We start from the raw sequence: 18,684 nt of genomic DNA, 5'->3' as shown, positions 1-18,684 counted from the left end.
AATATGAAACTGCGGTTATTTTTTTGGTAAATAATACAAAACAATTCTTTGATTTTTGTTTAGATATTTTTTAGCAACCTCTCTGATTTCTTCGCGAGTAATGGATTTAATAACATCAAGCTCTTTGTTAATATCATTGGTATCCTTATTGTGGAAAGTATAACCATTGGCTAAATTTTCTGCAACACCTAACATTCTGCTGTTAGCACTTACATAACTGTTTTCAAATTGATTTTGTAATTTTTTATAATCGCTTTCACTAATCAAATCCGTTTGCAAGCGTAAAACTTCTTCGTCAATATCCTTTAACAAATCGTTAAGTGGCGTATTCTTGTTTGGGAGTGCTAAAGTGATGTAAGCGCCGTAATCTTCAAGCGTGTAATTAAATGCTGCAACTTGTAATGCAGTTTTCTTTTCATCAACCATTTTAGTGCTTAATCTCGAGCTACCACCACCTGATAGGATCGAGCTAATCATGCCCAAAACCTTATTCTCTCTGCTTTTCATACCAGGAACTCGGTAGGCTGCAAAAATTGCTGGTATTTGGATGTTTGCATCATAAGCCGTATCAATAATTTCTTTTTTGATTTCTGGCAATACAAACTCTTTTCTAACAATTGGCGCACCTTTTGGAACCTCACTGAAGTACTGTTTAATCAATCCTTTTGTTTTGTCGATGTCCAAATCGCCAGTAATGGTTAAAACAGCATTATTAGGAACATAATACTTTTTAAAGAATGCGATAAACTCATCAAGCTTTGCCGCATCTAAATGCTCCATAGAGCCAATGGGCTGCCATCTGTAAGGATGACCTTCAAATAAGTGCGTAAATATTTTTTCTGTAAACTTACCGTAAGGCGAATTATCTACACGTAAACGCTTTTCTTCTTTAACAACTTCATTTTGTGTTTTAACACCACCTTCATTAATAATTGGGTGCAGCATACGCTCGCTTTCTAACCACAAACCTAACTCCAATTGGTTCGATGGAAAAACTTCGTAGTAAAAAGTACGATCCTGACTCGTGTTAGCGTTGTTTTGTCCGCCATTGCTACTTACCAGTTTCATAAACTCACCTTTTTTAATGTTTTTAGAGCCTTCAAATAAAAGGTGTTCGAAGAAGTGAGCAAAACCTGTACGTGTGGTGTCTTCATCTTTCGAACCAACATGGTACATAACAGATACAGCTACAACGGGAGCAGTTTTGTCTTGATGTAAAATAACATGAAGACCGTTGTCCAAATCGTATTCGGTAAATTGCACTTTCTGGGCCGAAGCACTAAAGCACAAACCAGAAATGGCCAGAGCAAAAAGAATTCTTTTTTTCATTAGATAATTTGTTTTTAAAAACAGGCATAACATTGCCCTGAATCTAGTTTTTTAATAATAAGTTATTGTTTGTTTGAGTTGAAAACTAAACATGCAGGAGATTTTTGCTAAAGTAATAATTCTAATAAAAAAAGCGAGTGTTTAGCTCGCTTTTATTTATTAATTATCTCCAGGCTTTATATTGGTTAATTAGGCCATTGGTTGAACTGTCGTGACTAGAAACCTTTCCATCACCTTCTAGTTCAGGTAAAATTTTCTTAGCTAATTGCTTGCCTAATTCTACACCCCATTGGTCGAAACTAAAAATATTCCAAATCACCCCCTGAACAAATATTTTATGCTCGTACATGGCAACTAAACTACCTAAAGTGTAGGGTGTAACTTTTTTTAGCAAGATTGAATTGGTTGGTCTGTTTCCTTCAAAAACTTTAAATGGAGCAAGTTTTGCAATTTCTTCTTCGTTTTTGCCATCTTTCTTTAATTCTGATGAAACCTCTTCATCGGTTTTCCCGTTCATTAAGGCTTCTGTTTGAGCAAAGAAATTTGATAATAAAATTGGATGATGATCGCCAAGCGGGTTTAAACTTTGCGCAGGAGCAATAAAATCAGCAGGAATAATTCTGGTACCCTGGTGAATTAGCTGATAAAATGCATGCTGACCATTTGTACCTGGTTCACCCCAGATAATCGGGCCAGTTTCATAATCTACTTCATTACCATTTCTATCTACATGTTTACCGTTACTCTCCATATCGCCCTGTTGGAAATAGGCTGCAAAGCGATGCATATATTGATCGTAAGGTAAAATAACCTGCGTTTCTGCATTGTAAAAATTGATATACCAAACACCTAATAAACCTAAAATTACAGGTAGATTGCTCTCAAATTCTGCCGTTTTAAAATGGTTATCAGTTGCGTGTGCACCAGCAAGCAATTGTTTAAAGTTATCAAAACCAATACTCAAAGAGATAGATAGGCCAATGGCACTCCATAAAGAGTAACGACCGCCAACCCAATCCCAGAATTCGAACATATTTTCGGTATCTATACCAAATGCCGAAACATCTTTTGCATTAGTAGATAGGGCTGCGAAATGCTTTGCAATATCATTTTCTTTACCACCTTTTTCTAAAAACCATGAACGTGCAGAATGCGCATTTGTCATGGTTTCCTGTGTAGTAAAAGTTTTCGATGCAACTAAAAATAAAGTAGTTTCAGCATCTAAATCAGAAAGTGTTTCTGCAATATGGGTTCCGTCAATATTAGAAACGAAATGAATATTTAAGTGGTTTTTATAATGCTTTAAAGCTTCAGTAACCATTACTGGGCCTAAATCAGAACCGCCGATTCCAATATTTACAATATCGGTAACTGCTTTTCCAGTATAACCTTTCCATTCGCCGCTGATAATACTGTTGCTAAACTTCTCCATTTTAACAAGTACAGCATTCACATCTGGCATTACATCTTTACCATCTACTAAAATTGGCGTGTTACTTAAATTACGCAAAGCGATGTGAAGCACCGAACGATCTTCTGTTTCGTTGATTTTATCTCCATTGTACATAGATTTAATCGCTTCGTCTAATTTACACTCGCGGGCAAGTTGAATTAATAAAGCCAAAGTTTCGTCAGTAATTCTGTTTTTACTGTAATCCAATAAAATGTCTTCAAAAAAAACTGAAAATTTGTTAAAACGATCTGCATCTTCCGAGAAAAGATCTTTAATGCTTTTCTGGTTAATATCTATAAAATGATCGGCCAAATATTTATAGGCTTCGGTTTCTGTAAAATTTATTTTTGGTAACATAATCTTTTTGTTTTTGTAAAAGTAATAAAGCAAATAGTTAAAATCGTCTTTTTAATGTTCAAAAAATTCATTTCATTATTTCTTTTAAAGCAGTTAACTTGCATATAACATCCCGTTAATTTGAGCATCCTGTTTTGTAATTATTAATTAAGGAAATTATGTTAGAAAACTTAAATGAATTAGTACGTGCAAACGTACAAGAAACAGTTGTAAATAATGCTGCTGTACCAAATGAACAAAATGAAGCAGTAATTCAAGCGGCATCAGGTTCTATTTTCGACACGCTTAAAGATCAGTTATCATCGGGGAATGTTGGTGGCTTGGCAGAGATTTTTAATACAGGTAATACCGAAGGTTCGGCTGTTACGGCACAAGCTGCAGGAAATTTCACTGATAAATTGGCTGGATTAGGCATAAATGCAGAAACAGCTAAAGGTTTAGCCGCATCAATAATTCCAGTGATTTTAGGGAAACTAACGCAGAAAACGGCCGACCCAAATGATAATTCTTTTAACATTCAAGATGTTTTAGGAAAACTTGCAGGTGGTTCCGACGGTAAATTCGATGTTAGCGATGTGATCGGAATGTTTAATGGTGGCGGGCAGGCTAAAGCTGGTGAAACGGCTGAATCGGGCGGGATTATGGATAAACTAAAAGGCTTATTTAACTAAAATAATTAAAAGCTTTATGCATTGCATAAGGCTTTTTTTATAACTTAACCACTAAAGAAATTATCCAATATGAAAAAAATCTACATTCTTTATCTTCTTGTAATATCTTCAGGTGCTTTTGCACAAAAATCAGATTTAAAGCCAATCGTTTCTAAAAAAGCGGATGCAATTGAGCAAAAAGTGATTTCCTGGCGCAGAGATTTTCACGAACATCCAGAACTTGGCAATAACGAAGTTAGAACGGCTGGTATTATTGCAAAACATTTAGAAGGATTAGGTTTAAAAGTTACAACAGGTGTAGCAAAAACAGGAGTTGTTGGGATTTTAAAAGGGGGCAAACCTGGACCAGTAGTTGCTTTAAGAGCAGATATGGATGGCTTACCTGTTACTGAACGTGTTAATATTCCTTTCGCATCCAAAGTAAAAACACAATATAACGGGCAGGAAGTTGGCGTTATGCATGCTTGCGGTCATGATAGTCACGTAGCCATTTTAATGGGCGTAGCAGAAGTATTGGCCTCTATGCAGAAGGATTTAGCAGGTACTGTGAAGTTTATCTTTCAGCCAGCCGAAGAAGGTGTTTCTGCAGGCGAAGAGGGTGGAGCTGCTTTAATGATAAAAGAAGGCGTTTTAGAAAATCCTAAAGTTGATGTCATTTTCGGCCTGCATATTAATTCGCAAACAGAAGTTGGCGATGTAACCTATCGCCCTGGCGGAACAATGGCTGCGGTAAATGATATGAAAATAACGGTTACTGGTCGCCAGGCCCACGGTGCGTATCCATGGAGTAGTATCGATCCGATAGTAATTTCAGCACAAATTGTAAATAATCTTCAAACTATAGTTAGTCGAAATTTAAACGTAACAGGGAACCCTGGTGTTGTAACCATCGGTGCAATTAATGGGGGTGTTCGTTCGAACATCATACCTGAAAAGGTGGAAATGCTCGGTACCGTTAGAAACTTCAGCAAAGAAGATGAGGCGATGTTTATCGAAAGGATTAAAACCATTGTTATTAAAACTGCCGAAGCAGGTGGTGGAAAGGCGGAAGTTAAAATTCCTTACAGCAATCATTATCCCGTAACCTTTAATAATGTGGCTTTAACGGAAAAAATGTTACCAAGCATGCAAGCTACAGCAGGAAAAGATCATGTGAAACTGAAACCGCCTGTAACTGGTGCAGAAGATTTTTCTTTCTTTCAGGAAAAAATCCCTGGTTTATTTGTGTTTTTAGGGGGGATGCCTAAAGGAAAAGATCCTTTAAAAGCACCTTCGCACCATACCCCAGATTTTTACCTGGATGAAAGTGGTTTTGTTTTGGGAGTTAAGCTGTTATCAAATCTAACTTTGGATTATATGGCGATGAAAAAATAAAAAATATTAGTGTGAATAAGCTGTTTAATACAGTGTCACATTGGGTTTGTCGAACTGCCTTGTTGGTAATTTAAAAGGTCTTCGACAGGCTCAAAACGACAACTATCTAATTATAACAATAGATAAAATTTTTAATTGGTTACATTTGCCATTATGACCAAAGAACAAATACAGGATTTAAGAGACAGAATAACGTCTCTGAGGAGGCATCTTTGACGTCGAAGAGCTACTTTACGCTATTCGCGAAGAGGAAAAATTAACAATGGCGCCCAATTTCTGGGATGATCCTAAAAAGGCAGAAAAAATTCTTGCAGAAATAAGTTCAAAGAAAAAATGGACGGATGGTTTTGAAAAAACAAACAATGCGGTAGAAGATGCAGCCGTAATGTTTGATTTTTTTCAATCTGGCGATGCTTCGGAAGAAGAACTGCAAGAGCAATTTGATTTAAGCAAACAAGCTGTTGCCGATCTGGAGCTTAAAAATATGCTTCGTACAAAAGAAGATCAGCTTTCTGCGGTAATGCAAATTACGGCTGGTGCAGGTGGAACTGAAAGTTGCGATTGGGCCTATATGCTCATGCGTATGTACATGATGTGGGGCGAAAAGAATGGATACAAAATTACCGAGCAAGATAGCCAGGAAGGGGATATTGCAGGTATAAAGACCGTTACTTTACAGTTCGACGGTGAGTTTTCTTACGGCTATTTAAAGGGCGAAAACGGCGTTCACCGCTTAGTGCGTATTTCACCTTTCGATTCGAATGCCCGCAGGCACACCTCTTTTGCATCGGTATATGTTTATCCTTTGGTTGATGAAACCATAGAGATTTACATCAATCCTGCCGATGTTGAATTTGAAACATTCAGAGCTGGTGGTGCAGGTGGTCAAAATGTGAACAAGGTTGAAACAGCCGTTCGCTTATATCATAAACCATCTGGTATTATCATCAAAAATCAGGAATCGCGATCGCAATTACAGAACAAGGAAAATGCACTGCGTTTATTAAAGTCGCAGCTTTACGAAATTGAGCAAAGAAAACGTAATGAAGAAATTGCTGCAATAGAAGGTTCTAAAAAGAAAATTGAATGGGGTTCGCAAATCAGAAGTTATGTTCTGGATGATCGACGTGTAAAAGACCACCGTACAAATTATCAAACCTCTAATCCACAAGCGGTGCTTGATGGTGATATTGACGAGTTCTTAAAAGCGTATTTAATGGAGTTTTAAAAATAATATTCACGATGAAATTAATAATTATCTTAAGCTTATTTACTATGGTAACGGTTTCTTTAAAAGCTCAGGAGGTTATTCCGCTTTATGATGGTGCTATTCCTGGTGCTAAAAATTCTGCTACCTATATTGAAGAAACGGTTAAAGGTACTGATGGAATTTCGAGAGTGAGTAAGGTAGTTACGCCAACATTAACGGTGTTTTCGCCATCGGCCGACAAAGCAAATGGAACGGCAGTGATCATTTGTCCTGGTGGTGGTTATGGCATTCTTGCAATCGATCATGAAGGTTATAATGTTGCAAAACGATTCAGTGAAATTGGCGTTACCGCATTCGTTTTAAAATATCGTTTACCAAGTGATGAAATCATGGTAGATAAAACCTATGCACTTTTACAGGATGCGGAGCAAGCGATTTACCTGGTTAGAAAAAATGCGAAAAAATATCGTATAAAATCAAATAAAATTGGCATAATGGGTTTTTCGGCTGGAGGGCATTTGGCTTCTACCTTATTGGCTCATTATACCGATATTAAAATTACGGATGCGGAAAAGATTAATCTTCGACCTGATTTTGCTGCATTAATTTACCCTGTAATCAGTTTCGAACGATCGGTACATACTGGAACGATGAAAAATTTATTAGGCCCGAATCCTGGAGAGCAGTTGAAGCATTATTTTTCTGCCGATCAAAATGTAAATAAAAAAACACCACCCACTTTTTTGGTTCATGCTAAAGACGACAAATCGGTGCCAGTGGCCAACAGTATTTTATTAAATGATGCTTTGAAAAGCAACGGTGTTAAAACTGAAATCTATCTTTACGAACAAGGTGGCCATGGCTTTGGCTTAAAAAATAAAACCTCTGATGTAGATTGGTTTAATTTATTAGCTGAATGGCTGAAGAGAAATAAATTTTAAGCATGAGATTCAAAATATAAAAATGGGTCAATTTCTTTAGCAGGAATTGACCTTTTTTTCCTGTTTTTTTGATCGCAATCCGTTCATTGGCCATGCTGAAATTATTTCAGCATATTCATCAAATCAAAGCCCTGAAACAAATTCATCCATTTAATTATAAGCTAAAGAGTTATGTATTAAATAAAAGTAATACTTCTAAATTTGTTAACCCTTTGGTGCAGATTTGTTATCCCCTTGTTAACCCTTTCTGTACCCATTCTTAACCCTTTGTTAACCCCTTATTAACCCTATGCTTACCCTGAGGGTTAACAAAGGGTTAACAAATACTCATAAAACACTATAGTTTAGGTGTACTATAATTAATGATAGTTGCTTCAAGTATTAATTAGGTATAAAATAAAGGCTTTACGAATTGCCTATAGCTTAATCTAACTCACTCGACAGTTCATTGATATAGGTGCCAACAAATAAGTATGTTGTTGGACTTGAAGATATACTACTCTTTAATTGTACGATCTATAACATCTAATAAACCATTCGAGTAAGCATCATCGCTTAATTCCCAAAACATAATGCCATTAAGCTTATTTTTAATAACATATTTTGTTTTTAAATCTATCGATTTGGGGTCATCAAATGTTGCTAAATTTTTAGTAGTGGCATTATAATAATAGGGTGCTTTTGTAGTGTCATCCCAGTAATATTTAAAGCCATTTTCTACTGCAAAATTAGTGTTGAAGTTTTTATAAGAAACGCCCCTGATAAATTTAGTTGGTTGATATAAGCCCTGGTTTGCATCCGTTGTATTTTCGAATACTCTTGCGTAAAAAGCAGCACCAAGGGCAATTTTATTCGATGGTACACCGTAATTGTTCATTACTTTAATCGCGTAATCTGCCGAAAGTTCTTGTTGGGTCGAGTTGTAAAGCGGTGTATGATGCCCGCTTGTTGTAGCATATCCACTAACTAAGTCGTAACTCATTAAATTAACCCGATTTACCAAAGGCATTACCTTACTCCACTCAAAACAAGAATCCAGGCAGTTTTTTGTGCCGCCAGCTGCGAAGCTGATTTCGGATTTCTTGCCCAATTTCTTCCTCAGTTCTTTAATTAATAAAGTGAAATTTTGTTTATCCGCCTCGGTATATCGATGCCCAGGATAACCAACTACCGCAGGATATTCCCAGTCGATATCTATACCATCGGCATTAAAGTAATCGAGTAAGTCTTTAGTCGTTTTTGCGAAAGTTTTTCTACCATCGTTTCTACTAAAAACTTCAGAGCAATTTTGACAGGCACTCCAACCGCCCATAGCAATCATAACCTTTAATTCTGGATTACGTTTTTTTAAACCAACCATACGGGTAATCAAAGCAGAATCTTTAGCAGAATGGATATTTAAGCTATCGCCTTTTAAATGCCCAAAACTGTAAATCAGGTGGCTAATTTTTTCAACTGGGAAACTATCGATCACTGTTCCGCCGCCGCCTGTGTAGTAAGCAATAACATTGGGTTTAATTGTTTTCTGTGCCTTTAGATTTAAGCTAAATAGCAAGGTGCAAATTATTACTATTGGAATAAATAGGGCGTTGTTCAGTTTAATTTGCATTTCCGATGGGGTTTATTCTGGTTTGTGCTCTTCTTTTATAATCTCTTGTAGTTCATTAAGTTCTGCAACTTTTTCTGTTGCTCCAGCATTCTCATAAGCCGAAATCAAATTTCTGATTACACGTCGAATAATATCGGTATTCGTACAAGGGCGATAATACTCTGGCATTGGGTCTAAATTTAACTGGCGAAGAAATTGATCTACATCATGTTTGCCAAAAATATTGCCCTTATTAAATGCATTTATATAAAATAAAACGCCATACTCAGTGCTTTCCTGTTTACTCTCATCAATAAAACCTAATATGAAATGCTGGGGTAAATTGATGCCATAAATTGGCAAATCGAGTTTTTGAGCAATTGTAGAATAAATTATGGCAAGCGAAATTTGATTTCCTTTTTTACTTTCTAAAACCTGATTCAGGTAGGAGTTTTGAGGATCGTGATGATTTTTGGTGTTTCCGCCAAAGCCAAATTGCTGGTATAAAACATGGTTGATCAGTTTAACCTTTTCAACCGAACTCATTTCATATTGTAGGCCAAGCCAGATCTCACGCTTAATGTCTTCTAACTGAATAATGATTTTTTGTTCATCCAAATCGGGGTATTGGTAGCGATTAATAATCAATGCGCCATGCAATAAATCAAAAGCGCCACTTAAATGCCACAGATTTAAATCTTCTTTAACCGTTTTAAACTGAATTTGATGAACGATATTTTCAATACGTTCTTGCAAGAGCCCATCAAAAGATTGTTCCCAAGCATTTTCTAAGAAATTGATAACTTCTCCGCCATATTCCAGCAGTTTTTGCTCAACATGGTGGTAAACCTCTTCATCAGGATCATCAAGCAATTTAACTAAAGCGCTTATCTCTGCGTTATTTTCCATAAAATATACAACGTTTGCGGTGTTTAATTACTTTTGCAATATATATGATAATTCAATTTATTACAGACTACCTAAAACACCGTTTAACTGCTAAAACTCGGCACGGAACGCATTCACCATTCGTTTACAAGCTAGCAGACGAGGTAATTTACGATTTTACCAACAAATCTGAATATAAAAATATAGAAGCTCAGCGAAAAAAACTTTTTAATGACGATTCTACAATCACGGTTACAGACCTTGGTGCGGGCTCTCATTTAAATAAAAACCGCACAAAAAAAGTTAGTCAGATTGCTAAAAATGCACTAAAAAGCCCAAAACTAGCTCAGCTAATCTATCGATTAGCAGAACACACTAAACCAAAATCGGCTATCGAACTGGGTACTTGTCTGGGTATTACTTCTGCTTATTTATCGAAGGCTTGCCCTAATGCAGAAATTATTACAATTGAAGGTTGCCCTGAAACTGCTGGTGTTGCAAAGAAAAATTTTACAGATTTAAACTTAAATAATATAGACTTGCACGTTGGTAACTTCGATTTAATTTTGCCAGAAATTATTGCGAAGCAAGCAACTTTAGATTTTGTATACATTGATGGGAACCATCGAAAAGAAGCAACTTTGAATTATTTTAAATGGTGCTTGCCCAAAATAACTGAAGATTCATTGCTGATTTTTGATGATATTTATTGGAGCCAGGGGATGAAGGAGGCATGGGAAGAGATTAAAAATCATCCCGACGTTACCATTACCGTCGATTTATTTTGGATTGGATTGGTTTATTTCAAAAAAGGACAGGCAAAAGAACATTTTAAGCTGAAAATTTAAACATTAAGATGGAACCAAAATTAAAAGGTATTCAAAAATTATCGGCATTGCGTATTTTGCTGTTAAGCTTTTTTGTAGGGATTACTGCTTATTTTGGTTCGCTTTTTATCACTATGGGTACGCTAACCCATGTTATGTTAGCGTGGGATGTATTCTGCATCCTGTTGATTAGCCTGCATTGGTATATGTTTTTTCATACTTCGGCCGCCGAAACACATATAAAGGCAAAAATGCAGGATGAAACACGGAGTGAAATTTTTGCAATCGTGCTAATATCAACTTTTGCAGGATTACTGGCTGTAATTTTATTGCTGATTAATAAAGACATAGAACCGCTCGATCTTATTGTCGCCATATCTGGTATGTTTTTATCTTGGTTTTTGGTTCATACAACTTTTGGTATGAGATACGCTCATCTTTATTATGGCGATAGCAAAACAAACAAAGGCTCTGGTTTAGATTTTCCAGGTAACGATGAGCCTGATTTTATCGATTTTGCGTATTTCTCGTTTGTTTTGGGGATGACTTTTCAAGTTTCCGACGTGGAGATTTCTTCCAGAAAAATCCGTAGACTTTCACTTTTGCATAGTTTAATTGCTTTCATTTTTAATACTGTTATTGTTGCGTTAACTATAAACGCACTTGCTGGTTTAAGTAAGTAATTGGCTTTAACTTATCTTCTCGCTCACAGTTATAAGTCTTTTGATATATTGATTTCTTATTAAAAAGTTTAGTTCTATAGTTAGATTTTCTGCTTTTTTCGGGATGATGGCATCTTAATTTTTCGGTCGGTGAGACACCAACCGATAGATGAAAATATATTGATTCTTCTTCTTTTTTCAGGATAAGGCCTCTTAATTTTTCGGTTGTTGAGGCACCAACCAGTAGAAGAATCTTTCTCAAACCTACGGGACAGAAGCGGCAGCCCCTGGTTTTGCCAGGGCTATAGCGAATGGCAGGACTACAGCTGCCAAGAATTACATGTTCTTTCGTTCTCTAAATATTCAAATTAATTATCTAAATATCTGTTTATTACATTTATTAACTTAAAAATCAGTAATGTAACTTATTTTTAAGTTGTATAACTGAAAAATAAGTTATAAGTTTGGGTTATGGAAGAATTAACCAAAACCGAAGAACGCATTATGCAGGTTTTTTGGAAATTGCAAAAGGCATTTGTTAAAGATGTAATCGAAGAGCTCGATGAAGAGCCAAAGCCACCATACAATACCATTTCTTCGATAGTTAGGCTTTTAGAAAAAAAAGGTTATTTAAGCTATAAAGCTTACGGAAAAACTTACGAATACTTTCCTGCTATTACGAAAGATGAATATGCTAAGACAACTTTTTCTAAGATGTTTTCGAGCTATTTTGATAGTTCACCAGCTAGTTTATTATCGTTTATGGTAAAAGAAGAAAAGCTTAATGAAAAGGATATTGAAGAAATAAAGAGAATTATCGACCAAAATTCTATGTTATGATGTTAATTTATCTGTTAAAAGTTTCGGCTTGTATCGCAATATTTTTCGCAGCTTACCAATTGCTGCTGGCAAAGCTTACCTTTTTTAAGTTAAACAGAACATATTTGCTGTTTGCGCTTATGGTTAGTTTCATTATTCCAGCATTAACCATCGAGAACAAACGTGAAGTGAGTGTTGATAATAAAGCGACTGAATTAAAAGCTGCTTACGGCAACTATATTTCTTTCGAGGAAAATATTAATGATGATAATGCCAATGTCGCTCAACCTCATAACTGGAAACAGATCATTGAATATGGTTATTATGCTGTTTTAATCGCTTTTCTATTAAGGATTTTGCTCACAATGGGTTACATCAGGTATGCCATTAACAAGTTCGAAATGTCGAAATTAGGTTCAGTTGTTTTTGTTAAAAAGAATTCGAAAATAAAAAACTGCACTTTTCTAAATAAGATAATTATCGATTCTTCGCTTACTATAGAAGAACAAAAAATGGTTATCAGGCATGAATCGGTACATGTTAAGCAAGGGCACGGCTTCGATAAGTTACTGGTCAATATAGCTTGTTGTATCTTATGGTTTAATCCTATAATTTATTTATGGAGAATAGCGATAGATAATAATCATGAGTTTTTAGCTGATGAAGAGGCTTCTGAAACCATTGATAAAAATGTTTATGCTTCATTATTGCTAAATCTGGCCAGTCAAACTAATAATTCTGTTGCAAATAACTTTAGTAAACTTCCACTAAAAAATCGAATTATGATGATGTACAAAAAGCCAAACAATCCAGTTAAAAGACTTACCTATTTTGCTGTAATTCCTTTGGTGTTAGTTTGTTCTTTTGCTTTTGTTAATCGTAAAGAAGTTATAGTAGAAAAAGAACGGATGTCAAACCAACTACAAAGCACGCGAAAGGTAGATTTTTCAAAAACGAATTACTTTCTAAGTAATGGTATTGTTGAAAACAATAACTTAATGGAAGAGCAGGTACTTATTATTGATGCTGGACATGGAGGCGAGGATAATAGCTCGGTAGCATTAGATGGCCAAAAAGAAAAGGATTTGAATTTAAGGGCTGTTATGTTTTTAAAAGAAGAAGCGTTAAAAAGAGGAATAAAGGTTGTGTTAACGAGAATCGACGACAGATTTCTATCTCTGAGAGATCGTTTACCTAAGCAGCAGGGAACTGCATTTATATCCATTCACCATAATTCAAAGCCGATAACTGCAAATAAAGCTTTTGACGGTATCGAAGTTTATGTTTCAAAATTAAATAGAAATATTAAAGGTGCCGAAAGATTAGGAACTGGTATTTTGAGTAAACTTAATCGCCTTGACGGAATGGCGGTAAGAGATTCTTTAGGGAATGTTAATTTACTTTTGTTAAGAGATTCTAAAATGCCTTCTGTTTTAATCGAAATGGGCAATATTGCCGATGGAAAGAGTTTAAATTATATTAACAATGAGAAGAACATACGTCGAATTAGCAACTTAATTTTAGATGGTTTTGAATCTTTCTTTAAAGCGGGATGTTAACGGCAATGCAAACCTTGACCACGAAGTGTTAATGAAAGGATTTATACTTCTATCTTTTTTATTTCTCAATATTTTAAACGCTCAGGCGCAATTTAAAATTTCGGGTAAGGTTACAAATGCTAAAAATGATGATTTGCCATTTGTAATTGTTAAAATTTTTAATGGGGATAAGCAAATAAGCTATAGCCAAACAGATAGTTTAGGCGTTTACAATTTAAATAATCTGAAAGAAGGAGCATATTCAGTCCTCTACTCAGGTTTATTTATTACGGAAAAGAAAAGGATTATCAATTTAAAAAGCGATACGATTATCAATGTAACTGTTGATGAAATTTCGAACAACCTTAAAGATGTAAACATCAGTTTCAGGAAAAATATAATTGAAAGGAAAATAGATAGAACTGTTTTCAATGCCGAAAATAGTATTGCAGCAATTGGAACCGATGCATTAGAACTACTTGCCAAAATACCTGGGGTTAGGGTGTTAAATGATAAAGTTTCTTTAGTAGGGAAGGGCACTGTTAATGTAATGATTAACGATCGGCTCATTCAGTTAACCGCTGATGATTTATCTGATTATCTGAAATCTATTTCCTCAGATAATATTTCAAAAATAGAGATTATAACTAATCCGCCTGCCAAATATGATGCCCAGGGAAACAGTGGTTTAATTAATATCGTATTAAAAAAGGTTTCAACTGAACTTTTTAGCGGTTCCGTTAATGCGGGCTTTAACCAAGCTGCTCATCCTACTTTTTCTTCTGGAGGAAATTTAAATTTCCGAAAGAATAAAATTACCATTTTTTCGAACCTTAATTTTAGAAAGGGATCGCTTGTTCCTTTTGAACAAAGTAATGTTTTTTACCCAAACCAAACCTGGAACATTGTTAATAAGGATCGAAATTTCAGGACGGTTCCTTCTGGCCAAATAGGAATAGATTATCAACTATCTAAGAAAGCGATTTTAGGATTGTCCTATAATGGCGGGTTTACCAATTTTCATTCAGAGGAGAAAATTGTTACCAGCATTTTTAATAACGTATCAAGTTTAGATTCACTCCTTAATTCGGATGCAAATGCAAAAATTCGCTCTCATTATAATGCTGTAAATATTTATTTTAAACAAGCCTTAGATTCTGCAGGTAAACAAATTACCATAAATGGCGACTGGTTTAAGTATAAAGATGATAAAAGCAGGCATTTTGATAATACAAGTTATACTGGAAATGGATTGGTTATTCCTGGTTCATTTGCTGAATATCTATCCACAAGTAAACAAAATATAGACTTATTTACTTTAAAGATAGATGTTGATTTGCCTTACAAACCTTTTACTTTATCATTCGGTTCCAAACTCAGTTTTATTAAAAACGAAAGCGATGTTGCGTTTTATCAATCGGTAAATGATATTTATAAATTAAATCCCGGACAGAGCAACTTATTCGACTACCAGGAAAATACACAGGCGCTTTATGTTAATCTGAATAAGAGTGTAAAAAAGTGGAGTTTTCAACTTGGATTACGTGGAGAATATACGCAGATCAAAGGCGTTTCGTTAGACAACAGTAATTCTAACAATTATTTTAAATTTTTTCCAACCGCTTTCCTCAGTTATAAGTTAAATGATAAAAGTACATTTTCAGTAAATTATGGCAGAAGAATTAACCGACCAGCTTATAAAAAACTTAATCCTTTTAGGTGGTATAGTAACCAATATGCTTATGCAGAAGGTAATCCTCAATTGCAGCCATCTTACAATAATAATATAGAAATAGCGCATAATTACGCCAGTGTTTTTTCAACTACGTTTACTTATAGCCATACATCCAACGGTTATAACGATGTTAATTTTATTAATGCGAATTCAAATATTCAGGTTTTGAAGCCCGTTAACTTTATAACGGGTTACAATTATCAAATTAGTAATGCTGTTACTTTTAGCGAAATAAAATGGTTTGATAGTACAAATCAGCTTGATGTATTCTACTCTGTTTTTAAATCCAATATTCCGCAAACCTTAAATAGGGTAGAAGGTTATGGGGCTTACGTATCGACTATAAATCAATTCAGATTTAACCAATCCAAAACATTTTTGGGCGATGTAAGTTTCTGGTATCAGTTTCCAACTATAGATGGTTTGAATAAAAATAAAAGTCAGTATAATTTAGATTTAGGTTTGAAAACAATATTGATGAATAAAACGCTGCAAATTGCTTTGAATGCCACTGATGTTTTAAAAACGAATAAGTATCGTTTTAGTAGTTTGATTAATAACCTTAAACAAGAGTACAACAACTATTACGATAGCCGTCAGCTAAGATTAACCATTAGGTATAATTTTGGAAGCGATAAGCTTAAACAAAGAACTGCCAAAGCAGGTAACGAAGAGGAGCGAAGAAGAAGCCAATAATTTGATGTGAGAATCCCGCTCTTAAAATGCTTCGGCCAAACTGATGTAAAAGCCACTTTGACGTTTTTCATTTGCTAGTTTTTCACCTATTCCGTAATCAACACGTACGCTAAGTCCTTTTGCAGTGTCGAAGAAATATCTTCCGCCAAAACCATAATTAGGTTTCAAGCTTTTAAAATCAAAATTTCCATTATTGAAAACTTTACCCGCACCTGCGAAGGCTACGATTCCAAAGCGGTTCATAAAACGATAACGTAATTCTAATTGCGATGCCATTAGATTCTCATCACGGTAGCGGCCGCCATAATAACCCCGCATAATTTGGTCATTCCCTAATTGCTGAAGTAAGTAGAATGGTGTTTTAGAGCTTTGTATGGTGTAATAAATTCCTTGTACACCTAAAATAACCTTTTTACTAATCGACCAGAAACTTCTAAGGTCGACCTTAATCTGGCTTCCTGTAAAACTATCTCCACCAAAAAAATCTGGCGCATATTGATAAGTAACTCTACCGAAGAAACCTTTACTCGGGTAATTGTTCGAATTTCTCGTGTCGTAACTTTGGCTTAAGCCAAAGTAAGCAACCGAGCCACCATCTTTATCTAAAATTGCAGGGTTGTTGCTGAAAATTCCTCCAGTTACCTGATCAGTAAATTTATAAGTTTCAAAACCCAGAGATACACCAGTATAGGCGTTTTTTAAAAGATTTTTTTCTGCATCAAACAGCATTTTAAACTGGTTCATAACCAATTTATCTTCGTCCGTTTTTTGCGTTGTATTTCCTATTCCATAAAAGTTAAAAGGCATTTCTTTAAAACGAACATCGCCAATAAAATGGTATTTATTTCCAGGCGACCAAGCATCTCCTTTTAAGGCAACATTATAGGTTTTTTTTGTTGAGTAAGTGCCATTTACCGAGAAATTGGAACTTCTGGTAATTGTATCCTTTCTATCCGTATAATAAGAGTAAATAGCGCCCAGACCAAATTCAAAGCCTGTTTCTTGAGAATAACCAAAAGCAGGTATTGGTAAAAAACTGGCTTTTCGTGTTGTATCTTTCTCATTCGACAGCATTTTCTTAATCAACTTCATTTGTGCCCAACCCGAAAAAGAAAACAGACTTAAAGAAAGTAAAATAACCAGTTTTTTCATAGTGCAAAGAAAAGAAAATATTTTAGTTCGTTTGTCATCGTATGATTTCTCTGGTATTGATATTATGGAATATGTTTTTTAAGGTCAGCCCAATCAAAATCTAATTATGAGTATTGGGTGAGCTGCTTGCCAATTCTATTTGTAACAAATGGATCATTAAACCCAATAAGTGAAAGCGAATTGCAAATTGCAAACGGTTTGCCTATTTTTGCGGCAAACAATACAAAACAAAATGAGTAATACAAGAGGACCAATATCTCAGTTCATGGAGCGTAATTACCTCCATTTTAATGCTGCAGCAATGATGGATGCAGCTAAAGGTTATGAGACACACTTGGATGAGGGTGGGAAAATGATGATCACTTTAGCTGGTGCAATGAGTACAGCCGAATTGGGTATTTCACTTGCAGAAATGATTCGTCAGGATAAAGTGGCTATTATTTCTTGTACAGGTGCAAACCTGGAAGAAGATATTATGAATCTTGTTGCGCACTCACACTACAAACGTGTACCTAATTACAGAGATTTAAGTCCGCAGGATGAGTGGGATTTATTAGAAAACCATTACAACCGCGTTACCGATACTTGTATACCTGAAGAAGAGGCTTTCCGTCGTTTACAAAAGCACATTCAAAAAATATGGATGGATGCAGAAGCGGCTGGTGAGCGCTATTTTCCTCACGAATTTATGTATAAAATGCTTTTAAGCGGTGATTTGGAGCAATACTATGAAATTGATCCAAAAAATTCGTGGATGCTTGCAGCTGCTGAAAAGAATTTGCCAATCGTTGTACCTGGATGGGAAGATTCTACAATGGGTAATATTTTTGCTTCTTACGTAATGAAAAAAGAGCTAACTGCTACAACGGTTAAAGGCGGTATTGAATATATGGGTTGGTTAGCCGACTGGTATATTGCTAACAGCGGTGGAAAAGGAATCGGTTTCTTCCAAATTGGTGGCGGTATTGCTGGCGATTTCCCGATTTGCGTTGTTCCTATGCTTTATCAGGATATGGAAATGGAAAATATTCCTTTCTGGAGTTACTTCTGCCAGATCTCTGATTCGACAACTTCTTACGGTTCATATTCTGGTGCTGTACCGAACGAAAAGATCACCTGGGGTAAATTAGATATTCATACACCTAAATTCATTGTAGAAAGTGATGCTACAATCGTAGCGCCTTTAATGTTTGCCTGGATATTAAAACAATAATCAGAATTTATGTCAAAACCAAATTGGTTTTGAGTATGCCTATTGGAGATTAACTTCGAAAATAGGCATTTTTGTTTACTGATTGGCTTGAAACTGCATTTGTTTAGAATGATTATAAATTGTATTTCAAGTCAGTATTATGTCATGGGATTTATTAATAAGTTATACTTTTGTTCAAGTTTTGATGGGGATATTGCATCCCAAGCATCAATTTCACAACAAAAAGTAAAT

At 35.3% G+C, this 18,684-nt stretch carries 15 protein-coding genes; 10 read left to right on the top strand and 5 right to left on the bottom strand.

Features of this window, described 5'->3' with window-relative positions; translation table 11 throughout:
• Positions 1-15: 15 nt before the first annotated feature.
• Positions 16-1,329, bottom strand: coding sequence for a M16 family metallopeptidase (locus ACZZZI_RS06870; RefSeq protein WP_424056712.1), 1,314 nt, complete (start codon positions 1,327-1,329; stop codon positions 16-18).
• A gap of 163 nt (positions 1,330-1,492) precedes the next feature.
• Positions 1,493-3,139, bottom strand: coding sequence for a glucose-6-phosphate isomerase (gene pgi, locus ACZZZI_RS06865; protein WP_463489008.1), 1,647 nt, complete (start codon positions 3,137-3,139; stop codon positions 1,493-1,495).
• Positions 3,140-3,297: 158 nt separating this feature from the next.
• Here pgi and ACZZZI_RS06860 point away from each other — a divergent pair, with 158 nt between their 5' ends.
• The 4 genes from ACZZZI_RS06860 to ACZZZI_RS06845 all read left to right on the top strand — a co-directional run bounded on the left by ACZZZI_RS06860 (position 3,298) and on the right by ACZZZI_RS06845 (position 7,335).
• The gene (locus tag ACZZZI_RS06860) at positions 3,298-3,810 is read left to right on the top strand and encodes a hypothetical protein (protein ID WP_463489007.1); all 513 of its coding nucleotides are present in this window, start codon (positions 3,298-3,300) and stop codon (positions 3,808-3,810) included.
• A gap of 69 nt (positions 3,811-3,879) precedes the next feature.
• Complete coding sequence (locus tag ACZZZI_RS06855) at positions 3,880-5,184, top strand: amidohydrolase (protein ID WP_463489006.1); 1,305 nt, start codon at positions 3,880-3,882, stop codon at positions 5,182-5,184.
• 153 nt (positions 5,185-5,337) lie between these two features.
• Positions 5,338-6,412 (top strand): peptide chain release factor 2 gene (prfB, locus tag ACZZZI_RS06850; protein ID WP_316761831.1). Its coding sequence is split into 2 segments (ribosomal slippage): positions 5,338-5,397 and positions 5,399-6,412, totalling 1,074 coding nucleotides; the frame shifts between segments, so codons are not numbered across the junction.
• 14 nt (positions 6,413-6,426) lie between these two features.
• The gene (locus tag ACZZZI_RS06845) at positions 6,427-7,335 is read left to right on the top strand and encodes an alpha/beta hydrolase (RefSeq protein ID WP_463489005.1); all 909 of its coding nucleotides are present in this window, start codon (positions 6,427-6,429) and stop codon (positions 7,333-7,335) included.
• Between the two features lie 496 nt (positions 7,336-7,831).
• Here ACZZZI_RS06845 and ACZZZI_RS06840 read toward each other — a convergent pair whose 3' ends face one another.
• Together ACZZZI_RS06840 and ACZZZI_RS06835 are read right to left on the bottom strand one after the other, a co-directional pair.
• A complete protein-coding gene (locus ACZZZI_RS06840) occupies positions 7,832-8,944 on the bottom strand; it encodes a glycoside hydrolase family 18 protein (RefSeq protein ID WP_344765621.1) in 1,113 nt (370 codons plus the stop codon).
• Between the two features lie 12 nt (positions 8,945-8,956).
• Positions 8,957-9,832 (bottom strand): transglutaminase-like domain-containing protein, encoded by an 876-nt coding sequence (locus tag ACZZZI_RS06835; protein ID WP_316761824.1) that lies wholly within the window; start codon positions 9,830-9,832, stop codon positions 8,957-8,959.
• Positions 9,833-9,876: 44 nt separating this feature from the next.
• On the opposite strand from ACZZZI_RS06835, the gene ACZZZI_RS06830 reads away from it, so the two are divergent.
• The 5 genes from ACZZZI_RS06830 to ACZZZI_RS06810 all read left to right on the top strand — a co-directional run bounded on the left by ACZZZI_RS06830 (position 9,877) and on the right by ACZZZI_RS06810 (position 16,088).
• Entirely contained in the window at positions 9,877-10,659 is a 783-nt protein-coding gene (locus tag ACZZZI_RS06830) for an O-methyltransferase (protein ID WP_316761822.1), read from the top strand.
• An 8-nt stretch (positions 10,660-10,667) separates the two neighbouring features.
• Positions 10,668-11,321 carry a DUF1345 domain-containing protein gene (locus ACZZZI_RS06825; RefSeq protein ID WP_424056722.1) on the top strand — a complete coding sequence of 218 codons (654 nt, stop codon included), beginning with the start codon at positions 10,668-10,670 and terminating at the stop codon, positions 11,319-11,321.
• Positions 11,322-11,771: 450 nt separating this feature from the next.
• Positions 11,772-12,140 carry a BlaI/MecI/CopY family transcriptional regulator gene (locus ACZZZI_RS06820; protein WP_344765628.1) on the top strand — a complete coding sequence of 123 codons (369 nt, stop codon included), beginning with the start codon at positions 11,772-11,774 and terminating at the stop codon, positions 12,138-12,140.
• A complete protein-coding gene (locus ACZZZI_RS06815; protein ID WP_463489004.1) occupies positions 12,137-13,678 on the top strand; it encodes an N-acetylmuramoyl-L-alanine amidase in 1,542 nt (513 codons plus the stop codon). Before ACZZZI_RS06820 ends, ACZZZI_RS06815 begins: the two co-directional genes overlap by 4 nt.
• On the top strand, positions 13,644-16,088 hold the full coding sequence (locus ACZZZI_RS06810; RefSeq protein WP_463489003.1) for a TonB-dependent receptor domain-containing protein: 2,445 nt from the start codon (positions 13,644-13,646) through the stop codon (positions 16,086-16,088). Before ACZZZI_RS06815 ends, ACZZZI_RS06810 begins: the two co-directional genes overlap by 35 nt.
• Before the next feature lie 21 nt (positions 16,089-16,109).
• Here ACZZZI_RS06810 and ACZZZI_RS06805 read toward each other — a convergent pair whose 3' ends face one another.
• The gene (locus ACZZZI_RS06805) at positions 16,110-17,240 is read right to left on the bottom strand and encodes a BamA/TamA family outer membrane protein (protein WP_463489002.1); all 1,131 of its coding nucleotides are present in this window, start codon (positions 17,238-17,240) and stop codon (positions 16,110-16,112) included.
• A gap of 232 nt (positions 17,241-17,472) precedes the next feature.
• On the opposite strand from ACZZZI_RS06805, the gene ACZZZI_RS06800 reads away from it, so the two are divergent.
• The gene (locus ACZZZI_RS06800; protein WP_057931708.1) at positions 17,473-18,453 is read left to right on the top strand and encodes a deoxyhypusine synthase family protein; all 981 of its coding nucleotides are present in this window, start codon (positions 17,473-17,475) and stop codon (positions 18,451-18,453) included.
• Positions 18,454-18,684 lie beyond the last annotated feature (231 nt).

Source organism: Pedobacter sp. AC190, from assembly GCF_979258025.1.
Note: the sequence above shows the minus strand (reverse complement) of the source record. Positions and strands in the feature narration are given on the sequence as shown.

Coding starts and splice junctions, on each gene's coding strand:
- pgi (WP_463489008.1), bottom strand. CDS start 3,139: ATGTTACCAAAAATAAATTTTACAGAAACCGAAGCCTATAAATATTTG.
- ACZZZI_RS06825 (WP_424056722.1), top strand. CDS start 10,668: ATGGAACCAAAATTAAAAGGTATTCAAAAATTATCGGCATTGCGTATT.
- ACZZZI_RS06830 (WP_316761822.1), top strand. CDS start 9,877: ATGATAATTCAATTTATTACAGACTACCTAAAACACCGTTTAACTGCT.
- ACZZZI_RS06805 (WP_463489002.1), bottom strand. CDS start 17,240: ATGAAAAAACTGGTTATTTTACTTTCTTTAAGTCTGTTTTCTTTTTCG.
- ACZZZI_RS06860 (WP_463489007.1), top strand. CDS start 3,298: ATGTTAGAAAACTTAAATGAATTAGTACGTGCAAACGTACAAGAAACA.
- ACZZZI_RS06800 (WP_057931708.1), top strand. CDS start 17,473: ATGAGTAATACAAGAGGACCAATATCTCAGTTCATGGAGCGTAATTAC.
- ACZZZI_RS06840 (WP_344765621.1), bottom strand. CDS start 8,944: ATGCAAATTAAACTGAACAACGCCCTATTTATTCCAATAGTAATAATT.
- ACZZZI_RS06835 (WP_316761824.1), bottom strand. CDS start 9,832: ATGGAAAATAACGCAGAGATAAGCGCTTTAGTTAAATTGCTTGATGAT.
- ACZZZI_RS06820 (WP_344765628.1), top strand. CDS start 11,772: ATGGAAGAATTAACCAAAACCGAAGAACGCATTATGCAGGTTTTTTGG.
- ACZZZI_RS06845 (WP_463489005.1), top strand. CDS start 6,427: ATGAAATTAATAATTATCTTAAGCTTATTTACTATGGTAACGGTTTCT.
- ACZZZI_RS06855 (WP_463489006.1), top strand. CDS start 3,880: ATGAAAAAAATCTACATTCTTTATCTTCTTGTAATATCTTCAGGTGCT.
- ACZZZI_RS06815 (WP_463489004.1), top strand. CDS start 12,137: ATGATGTTAATTTATCTGTTAAAAGTTTCGGCTTGTATCGCAATATTT.
- ACZZZI_RS06810 (WP_463489003.1), top strand. CDS start 13,644: ATGGTTTTGAATCTTTCTTTAAAGCGGGATGTTAACGGCAATGCAAAC.
- ACZZZI_RS06870 (WP_424056712.1), bottom strand. CDS start 1,329: ATGAAAAAAAGAATTCTTTTTGCTCTGGCCATTTCTGGTTTGTGCTTT.